Below are 13,120 nucleotides of genomic sequence, written 5' to 3' on the forward strand. Positions count from 1 at the left end.
GATGGTTAAAAAATTGTTGAGTTATAAAACACCACAAAATTTAATTTTATTAATAGATATTATGGCTTTATTTCTTTTGTATTTTTATAAGGAGAACTTCGATGATTTTATTTTAATTTCAGGGATACTTCTTACTTGTATTATCTATATTTCTAATTTTATACTATTAAAAACTTCATCTGGAGATCATTACATTTTTTTGATTATGACTATGCTTATAAGTATAGGAATTATTATGATTTATCGGATTAATCCCTCTTATGGGTTTCGGCAAATTACTTGGTTTGGTGTGGGAATGACCACTTTTTTTATATTTTATGGCTTGATTAAAAAGATAAAGGGATGGGAAGATTGGACAAAAGTTTATATGATTTTATGTTTTATATTGTTTTTGTCTACTCTTATTTTTGGAGTGAAAATTAAAGGGGCTACCAATTGGATCAAAGTAGGAAAATTTGGATTTCAGCCTGCAGAACTTATAAAAATAATATTTGTATTTTTTTTGGCTTCTTATTATGGGAAAAAAGAAAAAATGATCAATTCTTATGGACTCATAGGTATTGTGTATACTTATATAGGATTTTTATTTATTCAAAGAGATTTAGGAACAGCTATGATTTTTTATTTTATATTTATGACGATTTTTTATATATTTGAAAAGAATAGAAAACTAATTTATTATAATATAGTGGGAGCTATTTTTATTGCTGTTATAAGTTATTTTATGGTACACCATGTGCAGATTAGAGTAGTTACTTGGCTAGATCCTTGGACGTATATTGATAATAAAGGATATCAAATTACTCAGTCTTTATTTGCTATTGCATCAGGAGGTTTTTTTGGAACGGGTATTGGTCTTGGGTATCCAGAATTTATTCCAGAAGTCCATACGGATTTTATTTTTTCTGCTATTTGCGAAGAAATGGGTATATTTGGTGGAATTGGAGTGATTATGCTATTTTTGATTTTAGTATATAGAGGCTTTAAAATTGCTTTGTATCAACAAAATTTATTTTTTAAAATTGTTGCTATAGGAATGACAACTTTACTAGGACTTCAAGCGTTTATTATTATTGGGGGAGTTATTAAAATGATTCCCCTAACGGGAGTGACACTTCCTTTTGTAAGTTATGGAGGAAGCTCTTTAATCTCAAGTTTTGCTGCTTTAGGAATTTTACAAGTAGCTTCTGAAGAGATGGATCCTAGGCAGGAGGAAGAAAATGGATAAGACAGATAAAAGAATCATAAGAGTATTAATTGTACTTACTATGCTTTTTATAGCTTTAGTAGTTTATCTAAGTTATTTTGAAGTTTTTCAGGCTTCGAAGGTGGTTACCAATAATTACAATAAAAGACAATGGGTCAATGAAGAGCATATTTTAAGAGGAATTATTGCAGATCGAAATGGAAAGACATTGGCTTATAGCCAAAAAACTCAAAATGGACAGGTACGCTATTATCCATTTGGAAATCTTTATAGTCATATTATTGGATATAGCTTAAAAGAATATGGAAAATCAGGTTTAGAGTCTTCTTACAATAAAGAATTATTAAATATTGAGCAAAATCCTATTGTAGAGATTACACAAAAAATTACAGGACCTAAAGAAAAAGGAAATAATTTAATACTTACCATTGATCATGATTTACAAAATAATGCCCATAAGTATTTAAGTGGTAAAAAAGGCTCTATTATACTTATGAATCCTAAAAATGGTGAAATATATGCAATGGTTAGTAATCCAGATTTTGATCCAGCTACAATCAAGGACCATTGGGATGAAATTACAGAGAACCAAAATAGTCCATTGCTGAATAGAGCTACAATGGGGCTTTATACTCCAGGATCTGTATTTAAAATTATTACTGCGACGGCAGCGATGGAAAATGATATTAGTAAACATTTTGAATGTAGAGGAAGTATGAATATTGATGGTTATGTATTAAGAGACTATAGAGGAAATGTTCATGGCAAAATTGATTTAAAAGAGGCTATGAGAGTATCTTGTAATATAGCTTTTGCTCGAATGGGACTCGAGTTAGGAGAAGAGACATTACAAAAAACATCGGAAAAATATATGTTTAATAAAAAAATTCCTTTTGATTTAAAAACAAAAAACTCTATATTTCCAAAACAAATGCTAACGAAACCAGAATTAGGAGCTACAGCTATTGGACAAGGTAAAATTTTAGTGACTCCACTGAATATGGTTATGGCGGCTAGTGCGATTGCGAATGATGGAAAAATAATGAAGCCGTATTTGGTAAAAGAGATTCTTAGTTCTGATGGAAGAACCATTAAAAATGCTCGTCCACAAATTCTAGGAAGTGTGACAGATGAGTGGACATCTCAAGAAATAAAAGATATGATGGTAAATGTAGTAGATCAAGGAACAGGAAAAAAAGCAAAAATTAGAAATATAAAAGTTGCAGGAAAAACAGGAACTGCAGAGAATGAATCCGATAAGGAGCATGCTTGGTTTGTAGGATTTGCTCCAGCTGATGATCCAAATGTCTGTGTAGTAGTAGTACTTGAAAATATTGGATCAACTGGAGGGTCAAGTGCAGCACCTATTGCAAGAGATTTAATGATTGCTGCCTTGAATAAACTCAAATAAAGGGGAGAAATAAATGTATCAATTATTAAAAGATAAAAACATTGTGATTATGGGGATTGCCAACCAAAGAAGTATTGGATGGGCTATTGCCAAAGCATTTTATGAATCAGGAGCAAATATTTGTATTACTTATCAAGGAGAGAAAGTATTAGATAAAATAAAGAGATTAACAGAAGATATGGATGTTTATCTTCTGCCGTGTGATGTTACAAATGATGAAGAAATCAAGAATACATTTGATAAATTAAAAAGTAAATGGAACGTGTTACATGGAGTTGTACATTCCATTGCTCATGCTAAAAAAGAAGAATTAGAAGGAATGTACATAGATACTTCAAGAGAAGGATACAAGATGGCACAAGATATTAGTTCTTACTCTTTGGTAGCTGTGTCTAGATATGCAAAGACTCTTATGCATGAGGGTGGAAGTATTATGGCTCTTACTTATTTAGGAGGAGAGAGAGTTGTAAAAAACTACAATGTAATGGGAGTTGCAAAAGCTTCACTAGATGCGAGTATCAAATATTTAGCAGCAGATTTAGGAATGTATAATATAAGAGTAAATGGGATTTCAGCAGGACCTATTAAAACATTAGCAGCAAAAGGAATTAGAGATTTTAATATGATGTTAAAGGAATTTGAAGAAAAGGTACCTGTAAAGAGATTGGTAACAACAGAAGAAGTAGCCAATACAGCTGTATTTTTAGCAAGTCATTTAAGTAGTGGAATCACAGGAGAAATTATTCATGTAGATGGAGGATATAATATATTAGGATATTAAAAAATGCAGGTTGAGTGTAATCAGCCTGCATTTTTTATGAGCATATTAATTGTTAATTTTCTTTGTTGATCAATATAGTAGAGAAATAAGAAATTTGCTCTTGTGTAATATTTTCTAAATCTGTAAAGACCACTTCTTTGTCTAAAGAAGAATTGCTTACTAAAATTGCATGTTGAATTAAATTATATTTTTTTAGTTTTTCAATAATTTCTTTAAAGTTTTTATATACTTTCATCAGTACAATAGAATTATAGTGTTGGAGAGTAAAATCAATTTTTTCTTCATCAGCAGTACAAGGAAGTACGACTAATGCTTCTCTATCCATGACAAGTGGAAAGTTTTGACTAGATGCAATATTAGAAAAAGCACTAATTCCAGGAATCGTTTCTATTTCTATATTTTCTTTTAAAAGATTCAAAATATATACATAGGTACTATAAAGCATTGGATCACCTAAAGTAATAAATCCTACATTTTTTCCATTTTTAACTTCTTTTTCGATTTCATCAGCAATTTCTTGCCAAGCTTTATTTTTTTCTTCATCATTGAAATTCATAGGAAAATGTCTTTGACGAATTTCCGTAGTAGGAAGAATATATTCTTTTACGATAGATAAAGCGAGACTATCTCCTCCTTCTTTTGGTTCTGGTGTAACTAAAAGATCTAATTTTTCTATTGTTTTTACTGCTTTGATGGTAACTAATGTGCTGTCTCCAGGACCTGTACCAATTCCATAAAATTTTGCCATATCGCTTGCAAATACTATTTAAGTATTTGCATTTCCCCCCTCCTATTATTTATAATACATAGGAAATTATATACTTAATAAGCTTATAGATCAGTCTATAATTTTCGTTATGTATTTCAAAAAAGTCGACTTATAAATCTTCTAAAGAAGACTTTTTATTCTTTAGTAAATTATATAAATGAATAAATTGTGGATAATTTTAGAAAGTTAGATTTTCATCAAATTTTAAGCAACGGAAATTCTGAATAAAATAAAAGAATTTCGTTGGCGCCATGAGCAATTCCGAAGGAATATGCGAATTTTTTATATTTCTCTGTAACTTGTATAAACACCTAAGGCGTAAAACACTATAAAATATAAAGATAAAATCATGATAGAAAATAAACTACTCTCTCCTTTTAATGCTATATTTCTAAGACCTGATATAGCATGGGTAAGAGGAAGAAGATTAATAAAACCTCTAATGATATGAGGCATTTTTTGTAAAGAAAAGAAAGTACCACATAAAAAAGTCATAGGAGTAATAATAAAACTTGTAAATCTATTCATATCATAGTGAGTATTAATGATCATGGCTGCAAAATATCCAAAAGCTGCAAATAACATACTATTTAGAAAACATATAAATAAAAATGAAAAAGAGATATGAATATAAGCACCAAACATATAAGATACGATTAAAATAATCAATCCTGCATACATTCCTCTTAATGCTCCTGAAAGTACATATCCTAAAGTAAGCAAACACATATTTACAGGAGCAGTCATATAATATTCAAAGCTTTTTTCATGCAGTCTTGCTACAGATATTCTTAAAGATACGGCATTAAAGCTTGTATGCATAGTAGACATAGCAATCACACCAGGAATAATATAATGTAGATAGCTAAATCCTTCTATAGACACATTAGAGCCTAATCCCCACCCAAATGCAAGAAGATACAAAAGAGGGGTTATGACAGCAGCTGAAGTAATTTTAAAGGCTCTTTTTTTAAAAAAAACAAACTCTCTCCATAGTATTGTCAAAATTTCCATCTATATTACCTTCCTATTTGTAAAATTATAAAAGACATCTTCTAAATTTGTATTTCTTAATATGTATTCATCACAAAGAGAATGTGCATATAATTTTGCTTCGTCTAAAGAATCAAAATAATTATATTCTGTAATATTATGATCATTAAAATGTTCTACAGTAAAAGTGCCCAAGTTTCCTTTTAAATTTTCACTTGTATTACAATAAAATATTTTTCCTTGATCCATTAAAGCAATTTTATCACAAAGACATTCCGCTTCTTCAATATAATGAGTAGTCAGAAGAATCGTTTTTCCCATATCTTTCATACCCTTTAGCATGTCCCATATTTTTCTTCTTGTATTTAAATCAATTCCTACAGTAGGTTCGTCTAAAAATAAGATTTCAGGATCATTGATTAAAGCTTTTGTAATCATTAGTTTTCTTTGCATACCTCCAGATAAATGTTTAGCTGCTTTATTTTGGATATTTTTAAGATCAGAAAACTCTAAAAGATTTTCTATTTTCTCTTCTCTTACTTTTCCTTTTAATTTATAAAGCTTAGCAGCAAAGATAAGGTTCTCTTTGACAGAAAGTTCTTTATCTAAATTAATATGCTGAGGTACAATTCCAATGGTGTTTTTTAAAAAGGAATTAGATCTAGACATTTTTTGATTTTTAATGTATATGTTCCCACTATTTGGCTTGAGTAAACCTACAAGCATTTTGATTAAAGTAGTTTTTCCTGCTCCATTAGGTCCTAAAAGTCCTAAAAAACTACCCTTTTCAATATCTAGATTCAGATGATTCACAGCAATAAAATTTTCATATTTTTTGGTTACATCTTTTATTGAAATGATGTGGTCCACAGACTTCGCCCCATTTCTTTGAATAAAATTCTCCTATAACTCTAACAGAATCAAATTAATTAATCAATATAAGATTATAAATTTATGACATTTTATATCAATTAAAAAAGACAAATCGCATTGACACAACATAAATGATTCTGTATAATTTAGATGATCAAAACTGAATAAATTAATATTAGGTTTCTAAAAAGAATGAAAAGAGAAAGTGGTAAAAGCCACTGCAGCCCCCGCTACTGTAAAGCAGATGAAACTTTGAGTGTCCACTGGAATCAATCCGGGAAGGAAAAGAAGTAAAATGAAGCTAAGCCAGGAGACCTGCCTAATATTTAATAATATCCATCTTTCGGAGGGAAAGTGGAATATGCTTGAAAATGGTTATTCCATTTTTATGTATATCCGAGAGCTTTTCCAAAAGCTCTTTTTTGTATGCATAAAAAACTGAAAGATTGGAGGAAAAATGGAAAATAAATTTATACATATATTACAAAAAAAACGTTATAAAGAAAAAGTTGTAGCCATTGTTTTTATTATTTTATTATTTTGTACTTTTCTATTTTCGATTAATCTAGGAAAAGCATCTATAGATCCTATGGATGTAGTTAAAATTATTATTGGAAAAATCACAGGAAATATGCAACTGTATACAAACATTGAACAATCTTATGAAGTAATTGTGTGGAATATAAGAATTCCAAGAGCTTTAATTGCTATCATAGTAGGAAGTGGTTTGGCAGTTTCTGGAGTTGTTTTTCAATCTCTTTTGATGAATCCATTAGCTGATTCTTATACAATGGGGGTTTCCTCAGGAGCAGCCTTTGGAGCTACTATGGCAATTTATCTAAATTTATTTGTAGACTCTTTTCATGTTTCTGTAACTGTATTTGCTTTTATAGGAGCATTTTTAACACTAGGAATTGTCATGAGCATTGCGAAAGTAAAAGGTTATTTAAGTACTACCAACTTAATTATTGCAGGGATTATTGTAAGTTCTATTTTATCTGCAGGAATTAAGCTTTTGAAAAGCATGGCAGGGGAAAATGTTTCAGCTATTGTCAATTGGCTTATGGGAAGCTTGGCTGCAAGAAACTGGGAACATGTGATCATTAGTGTTCCAATTATTATATTTTGTATGATGGTATGTATATATTTTTCAGAGGATTTAAATCTTTTGTGTTTAGGTGAAAAGGAAGCAAAAGCATTAGGAATTGATACTCAAAAAATTCAAAAAATATTTTTGATTTGTGGATCTTTGATTACTGCTGTGTGTGTATCTGTAAGTGGTGTGATTGGTTTCGTAGGACTTATTGTTCCTCATATGTTAAGATTTATAGTAGGATCAGATAATAGGATTTTGATTCCTTTGTCCGCACTTTTAGGTGGAGAATTGTTACTTTTAGCAGACACGGGTGCAAGAACTCTTATGAATGTGGAAATTCCTGTTGGAGTATTGACTACTTTATTAGGAGGACCATTTTTTATCTACATATTTATGACGAGAAATAAATCCCTAAGATAGGGGGAATAGTTATGTATCAGATAAATAATTTATCTTTTTCCTATGACAATAAACAAGTTTTAAAAGGTATTGATTTTCATATTGAAAAAGGAAAAATGACTACAATTGTTGGACCAAACGGTTCTGGAAAAACTACCCTTTTGAATGTAATGAATGGTTATTTCGACCAATATAAAGGAGAAATTTTTCTTTTAGAAAAAAACATTAAAGATTATGATATAAAGGAATTAAGCCAAAAGATAGCTATCATTTCTCAAAATGTACAAATAAAATTTCCATTTACTTGTATGGAAATAGTTATGATGGGAAGAACCCCTTTTAAAGAAAGAATGAAAAATTTTAAAAAAGAAGATTTAGATATTGTGTATGAAAGTATGGAGAGTACACAAACATTACAGTTTGCACATATTCCCATCACCCATTTAAGTGGAGGAGAAAAACAAAGAGTGATGATGGCAAAAGCATTCGCTCAAACACCTAAAGTTTTATTTTTAGATGAAGCTTTTTCTAATATGGATATTCAATATACAATAAAGTTTTTAAATCTTTTAAAGAAAATGATCAAAGAAAAGGGGTTAACAGTAATTTCTATTATGCATGATTTGAATTTAACAGATCTTTTTAGTGATCATATATTGGCACTTAAAAATGGACAAGTTGTAGAATATGGGTTGACTAAGGAGGTTTTTCAACCTGAATTAATCAAAGAATTATTTGGAATATGTGTTAAAAAAACTGGGGAACAAGGACTTGTGGTCCTTCCAAATATGTAAAAAGTAATAAATTATATGTAAAGGAGTGGGAATATGAAAAAAATTAAAATTTTAAGTTTATTAATGGCAATACTTATGGTAGCAGGAGTTTTTGCTGGCTGTGGAAAAACTACTACAACAGAAACAACAAAAGAGGAGAGTAATAAAGTGAAAAAAGGTATTTTAGTTACAAGCTTTGGAACAAGCTATGAGGACACAAGAAAAGTAACTATTGATGCAGTAGAAGAAAAAATAAAAAAGGCTTTTCCTGATTATGAAGTAAGAAGAGCATTTACATCTAATATTATTATCAAAAAATTAAAAGAAAGAGATAAAATAGAAGTAGATACTTTAGCACAAGGTCTTGAAAAAATGAAAAAAGATGGTTTTGAAGAAGTAATCGTACAACCATTACATGTCATTGCAGGAGAAGAATTTAATGATATTGTAGATGAAGTTTCTAAATTTAATGATGGAACTTTCAAAAAACTAGCACTTGGAAAACCTATTTTATATACTCCAGAGGATTATAAAATAGCAGTAGACGGTTTAAAAGAACAACTTCCACAAAACAAAGAAGGACATGCAGTAGTACTTATGGGACATGGAAGTCCAAATCATGCAGGAAATGCAAGTTACTCTAATCTTCAAATGGTTATTGATGAACAAAAATTACCTGTTTATGTAGGAACAGTAGAAGGATATCCAACACTAGAAAATGTAATTAAAAAATTGAAAAGAGATAAGATTAAAGAAGTAACATTAATGCCATATATGTTAGTAGCAGGAGATCATGCACAAAATGATATGGCAGGAGATGAAGATGATTCTTGGAAAACAATTCTTAAAAAAGAAGGATTTAGTGTAGATACATATCTTCATGGATTAGGAGAAAATCCAAGATATCAAGATATTTATGTAAATCATACAAAAGAAGCTATAGAAGGAAATGGATTTGAGATTCCAAAACCTGTAGTTTATGAAGAAAAAGGAAATATGCAAGAAGGTAAAAAAGGAATGCTTGTAGTAAGTTTTGGAACAAGTTATGCAGATACAAGAAAAGTAACGATTGATGCAACAGAAGAAAAAATAAAAAAGGCATATCCTGATTATGAAGTAAGAAGAGCATTTACATCTGAGATTATCATTAAAAAATTAAAAGAAAGAGATAAAATTGAAATTGATAATCCAAAAGAGGCTTTAAAGAAAATGAAAGAAGACGGTTTTGAAGAAATAATCGTACAACCATTACATGTGATTGCAGGAGCTGAATACACAGATCTATTAAGAGATGTAGCACCATATGAAAAAGCTTTCAAAAAAATAACAGTAGGAACACCTATTTTAAATACTTCAGAAGATTACAAAGTAGCGGTAGAAGCATTAAAAGTCCAACTTCCAAAATTATCACAAGGTCAAGCAGTAGTACTTATGGGACATGGAAGTCCAAATCATTCAGGAAATGCAAGTTATTCTAATCTTCAATTAGCAATTGATGAAGCAAAATTATCTGTTTATGTAGGAACAGTAGAAGGATATCCAACGCTTGAAGGTGTTATTGAAAAATTGAAAAAAGATAATATCAAAGAAGTAACATTAATGCCATACATGTTAGTAGCAGGAGACCATGCACAAAATGATATGGCAGGAGATGAAGATGATTCTTGGAAAACAATTCTTAAAAAAGAAGGATTTACAGTAAATATTTATCTTCATGGATTAGGGGAAAATCCAAAATATCAAGAAATTTATGTAAATCATGCAAAAGAAGCAATAGAAAAATAAATTTGTGAATAATGAAAGACAACAAGTAAATAGACTGTATTTGCTTGTTGTTTTCTCTTATAAAAGTAAAAGGAGGAAAAATATGAAAAAAGTTTTAATGGTCTTATTATCTGTTTTATTAATTTTTCAGATAGGATGTAGTAAAGAAAAAGAAGTAGTCAATTCATCTAGTGCTAAGATAGAATTTGAGGATGATTTGGGAAATACGATTCAAATGAATGAACCTGCAAAGAAAATAATTTCTTTGTATTCAGCTCATACAGAAAATTTATTTGCTTTGGGGTTAGATGAAGAAATCATAGGAGTAGGAAAAAGTGATGCGTATCCACAAAAGGTGAGAACAAAAAAGATTTATGATTATAAGTCTGATCCAGAAAAAGTAATTGCAGCAGGTCCAGATGCAGTACTCATTCGTCCTTTTATCCAAAAAAGTTATCCAGAGTTTATAGAGGCATTACAACAAGCAAATATTCAAGTAGTATGTTTATATCCAGAAACTTTTGATAAATTTCCTGAGTATATAGAAAAATTAGGAAGATTAACAGGAAAAGAAGAAAAAGCTAAAGAGCTTTTAAATCAATTTACAAAAGACTTAAAAGAAATAGAAGAAAAGACGAAAGATATAAAAGATAAACCCAATGTATTCTTTGAAGCAACAGAAACGGAATATAGAACCGTTACAAAGGATTCTATGGCAGCAAAAGCTATATCTTTAGCAGGAGGAAATAATATTGCAAAAGATGCCAAAGCTATGAGAGAAGGCACAAGTATTGCTTCTTATGGAGAAGAAAAAATATTAGAAAAAGCAAAGGATATAGATGTATATATTTCTCAAAGAGGAGCTATGAATGCTGGAGGAAATGAACATTCTATTTCTATTCGAAAAGGGTTTGATGCCATTAAAGCAGTAAAAGAAAAAAGAGTATATGAAATGAATGAAAAGTTAGTTTCTAGTCCTACTTTTAGATTTTCAAAAGGAGTCAAAGAGCTTGCAAGAATATTTTATCCAGATATGATGGATAATATGGATGCATTTGATCAAGATGTGCCACTAGATCGAGATACATTAGCTAGTATGGTGATGATGAGTACACATAAAGGTATTTTTGCTCCTACATCTAAGTATTATGAAAAAAATCATAAAGGACATGTTTATGGTACTTTTAAAGATGTTTCTATAGATCATCCTAATTTTGACTATATAGAAACAGCAGTATTATCAGGATATATAGAATCAGAAAGTGAAAAATTTGATCCAGATCAGAAGGTTACAAAAGAAGAATTTGCAAAATCACTTTTTATGATGATGGACTTAAAAGAAAAAGAAAAACATGTAGTGATCAAAGATATAGGAGAAGTAGAAAATGGAAGAATGATTCAAATGATTATTGACTATAATCTTATGGATTTAGAAGATGGATCTTTTCATAAAGATCAAATTATGACACAAAAAGAAGCTTTAGAGAGTATGAAAAAAATTAAAGAGCTTATGGCTCTTTAATTTTTTTGTATAGGATGAGAAGCTTGTCCTAATGATAGTAAAAAATTTGCAATATCTTTTGCAGCATAGGGTTTTTTAATTTTTCTCATATTTTCTTTATAGATATTATATTTATGGATATCTTCTTTTAAAAGACTAAGGCAAGAAATGAGTGTATTGGAACTGGTAGCAATCATTCCGATCCCATTATTTAAAATAAACTCCGTATTTCTTTCTTCTTGACCAGGAAGTTTTGACGTTACAATAATAGGGAGTTCTTTAATAAGGGCTTCGGTAACGGTGATTCCTCCTGGTTTTGTAATGATTAAATCTGATACACTCATTAATTCATGAATATTATCTATAAAACCAAACACTGCTACATTAGGAAGATTAAGATTTTTAATATCATAATATAATTCCTCATTTTTACCTGTTACTACTAAAATCTGTAAATCTAAAGGATAAGATAATAAATCAGAAATGGCTTCTGACATACCTAATCCTAATCCTCCACCCATCATAAGAACTGTAAATGTATTTTTTATATGAAGATTCTTACAAAGAAGATCTCGATCATAATAAATATTAAANCTTCTTGACCAGGAAGTTTTGAAGTTACAATAATAGGGAGTTCTTTAATAAGGGCTTCGGTAACGGTGATTCCTCCTGGTTTTGTAATGATTAAATCTGATACACTCATTAATTCATGAATATTATCTATAAAACCAAACACTGCTACATTAGGAAGATTAAGATTTTTAATATCATAATATAATTCCTCATTTTTACCTGTTACTACTAAAATCTGTAAATCTAAAGGATAAGATAATAAATCAGAAATGGCTTCTGACATACCTAATCCTAATCCTCCACCCATCATAAGAACTGTAAATGTATTTTTTATATGAAGATTCTTACAAAGAAGATCTCGATCATAATAAATATTAAATTTTTCATTTACAGGAATGCCAAAGAATTTTACTTTTTCTTTTGAAATATTCCAATAATGAAATTCATAAGAAAAGTTTTCACTAGGAAAAACGTAATAATCGACTTCTTTATTAATCCAACTAGGATGGATAGTATAGTCTGTTAATATGCTCACAATGGGCAGGTTCATTTTACCCTTTCTTTTCATTACAGAAAGGGCTTCAGCAGGAAATGGGTGGGTACATACAATGACATCTGGTTGAAAATCCGACAAAAGCTTTGAAAGTTTTCTGGATAATAGGATTTGATTAAAAAATTCACTTACATCAGATATGGAACTGTCTGTGAATTCTGAACGTTTGTAGATGAATCTATATAAAGCAGGTATATATTTAATAGATTTTACATAAGTTTCAATAATCATTTTATGAAGATGTGGGTGAATATAATTGAAGGTATCAATCATTTTTATGTTATTTTGTGGGTAATGAGTTTGAATATAGTCAGATACTGTTTTTGCTACTTGATTATGTCCAGCTCCTGCGGATACTGTAAAAAATAATATGTTCATCAATGCACCTCCTAACTGAATATTATATCAGGTTTGTAAAAAAATTCTA

The 13,120-nt window shown here is 29.7% G+C and carries 12 protein-coding genes and 1 riboswitch; of the genes, 7 read left to right on the forward strand and 5 right to left on the reverse strand.

Annotated features, from left to right (window positions below):
- Nucleotide 1 precedes the first annotated feature (1 nt).
- The 3 genes from BN2409_RS09765 to BN2409_RS09775 are packed head-to-tail and all read left to right on the forward strand — an operon-like array spanning nt 2 to nt 3,399.
- On the forward strand, nt 2–1,228 hold the full coding sequence (locus BN2409_RS09765) for an FtsW/RodA/SpoVE family cell cycle protein (RefSeq protein WP_053956451.1): 1,227 nt from the start codon (nt 2–4) through the stop codon (nt 1,226–1,228).
- Nucleotides 1,221–2,618 (forward strand): peptidoglycan D,D-transpeptidase FtsI family protein, encoded by a 1,398-nt coding sequence (locus tag BN2409_RS09770; protein ID WP_053956452.1) that lies wholly within the window; start codon nt 1,221–1,223, stop codon nt 2,616–2,618. The genes BN2409_RS09765 and BN2409_RS09770 overlap by 8 nt, the downstream gene beginning before the upstream one ends.
- A gap of 13 nt (nt 2,619–2,631) precedes the next feature.
- Nucleotides 2,632–3,399, forward strand: coding sequence for an enoyl-ACP reductase FabI (locus tag BN2409_RS09775; protein ID WP_053956453.1), 768 nt, complete (start codon nt 2,632–2,634; stop codon nt 3,397–3,399).
- Between the two features lie 52 nt (nt 3,400–3,451).
- On the opposite strand, the gene BN2409_RS09780 is transcribed toward BN2409_RS09775, so the two are convergent.
- The 3 genes from BN2409_RS09780 to BN2409_RS09790 form a co-directional block, all read right to left on the reverse strand.
- The gene (locus BN2409_RS09780) at nt 3,452–4,147 is read right to left on the reverse strand and encodes a cobalt-factor II C(20)-methyltransferase (protein ID WP_053956454.1); all 696 of its coding nucleotides are present in this window, start codon (nt 4,145–4,147) and stop codon (nt 3,452–3,454) included.
- 303 nt (nt 4,148–4,450) lie between these two features.
- Nucleotides 4,451–5,182 carry an ABC transporter permease gene (locus BN2409_RS09785; RefSeq protein ID WP_053956455.1) on the reverse strand — a complete coding sequence of 244 codons (732 nt, stop codon included), beginning with the start codon at nt 5,180–5,182 and terminating at the stop codon, nt 4,451–4,453.
- The gene (locus tag BN2409_RS09790; protein WP_242847947.1) at nt 5,183–6,031 is read right to left on the reverse strand and encodes an ABC transporter ATP-binding protein; all 849 of its coding nucleotides are present in this window, start codon (nt 6,029–6,031) and stop codon (nt 5,183–5,185) included.
- A gap of 163 nt (nt 6,032–6,194) precedes the next feature.
- Nucleotides 6,195–6,371: riboswitch (cobalamin riboswitch) on the forward strand.
- A gap of 120 nt (nt 6,372–6,491) precedes the next feature.
- Between BN2409_RS09790 and BN2409_RS09795 the strand changes: the two genes are divergently transcribed.
- The 4 genes from BN2409_RS09795 (at nt 6,492) to BN2409_RS09810 (ending at nt 11,588) form a co-directional block, all read left to right on the forward strand.
- A complete protein-coding gene (locus tag BN2409_RS09795) occupies nt 6,492–7,550 on the forward strand; it encodes a FecCD family ABC transporter permease (protein WP_053956456.1) in 1,059 nt (352 codons plus the stop codon).
- Between the two features lie 11 nt (nt 7,551–7,561).
- The gene (locus BN2409_RS09800; protein ID WP_053956457.1) at nt 7,562–8,323 is read left to right on the forward strand and encodes an ABC transporter ATP-binding protein; all 762 of its coding nucleotides are present in this window, start codon (nt 7,562–7,564) and stop codon (nt 8,321–8,323) included.
- A 33-nt stretch (nt 8,324–8,356) separates the two neighbouring features.
- Entirely contained in the window at nt 8,357–10,087 is a 1,731-nt protein-coding gene (locus BN2409_RS17715; protein WP_330375429.1) for a sirohydrochlorin cobaltochelatase, read from the forward strand.
- An 82-nt stretch (nt 10,088–10,169) separates the two neighbouring features.
- Nucleotides 10,170–11,588: an ABC transporter substrate-binding protein gene (locus BN2409_RS09810; protein WP_053956458.1), complete on the forward strand. Its 1,419-nt coding sequence runs from the start codon at nt 10,170–10,172 to the stop codon at nt 11,586–11,588.
- On the opposite strand, the gene BN2409_RS09815 is transcribed toward BN2409_RS09810, so the two are convergent.
- Both BN2409_RS09815 and BN2409_RS09820 read right to left on the reverse strand, forming a co-directional pair.
- A complete protein-coding gene (locus BN2409_RS09815) occupies nt 11,585–12,088 on the reverse strand; it encodes a glycosyltransferase (RefSeq protein WP_199872996.1) in 504 nt (167 codons plus the stop codon). The two genes, BN2409_RS09810 and BN2409_RS09815, sit on opposite strands and share 4 nt — an antisense overlap.
- A 23-nt stretch (nt 12,089–12,111) precedes the next feature.
- Nucleotides 12,112–13,071, reverse strand: coding sequence for an MGDG synthase family glycosyltransferase (locus BN2409_RS09820; RefSeq protein WP_053956460.1), 960 nt, complete (start codon nt 13,069–13,071; stop codon nt 12,112–12,114).
- Nucleotides 13,072–13,120 lie beyond the last annotated feature (49 nt).

This window comes from Inediibacterium massiliense, assembly GCF_001282725.1.
In the GTDB taxonomy this organism is placed as follows: domain Bacteria; phylum Bacillota; class Clostridia; order Peptostreptococcales; family Thermotaleaceae; genus Anaerophilus; species Anaerophilus massiliensis.

Coding starts and splice junctions, on each gene's coding strand:
- BN2409_RS09765 (WP_053956451.1), top strand. CDS start 2: ATGGTTAAAAAATTGTTGAGTTATAAAACACCACAAAATTTAATTTTA.
- BN2409_RS09770 (WP_053956452.1), top strand. CDS start 1,221: ATGGATAAGACAGATAAAAGAATCATAAGAGTATTAATTGTACTTACT.
- BN2409_RS09775 (WP_053956453.1), top strand. CDS start 2,632: ATGTATCAATTATTAAAAGATAAAAACATTGTGATTATGGGGATTGCC.
- BN2409_RS09780 (WP_053956454.1), bottom strand. CDS start 4,147: ATGGCAAAATTTTATGGAATTGGTACAGGTCCTGGAGACAGCACATTA.
- BN2409_RS09785 (WP_053956455.1), bottom strand. CDS start 5,182: ATGGAAATTTTGACAATACTATGGAGAGAGTTTGTTTTTTTTAAAAAA.
- BN2409_RS09795 (WP_053956456.1), top strand. CDS start 6,492: ATGGAAAATAAATTTATACATATATTACAAAAAAAACGTTATAAAGAA.
- BN2409_RS09800 (WP_053956457.1), top strand. CDS start 7,562: ATGTATCAGATAAATAATTTATCTTTTTCCTATGACAATAAACAAGTT.
- BN2409_RS17715 (WP_330375429.1), top strand. CDS start 8,357: ATGAAAAAAATTAAAATTTTAAGTTTATTAATGGCAATACTTATGGTA.
- BN2409_RS09810 (WP_053956458.1), top strand. CDS start 10,170: ATGAAAAAAGTTTTAATGGTCTTATTATCTGTTTTATTAATTTTTCAG.
- BN2409_RS09815 (WP_199872996.1), bottom strand. CDS start 12,088: ATGGGTGGAGGATTAGGATTAGGTATGTCAGAAGCCATTTCTGATTTA.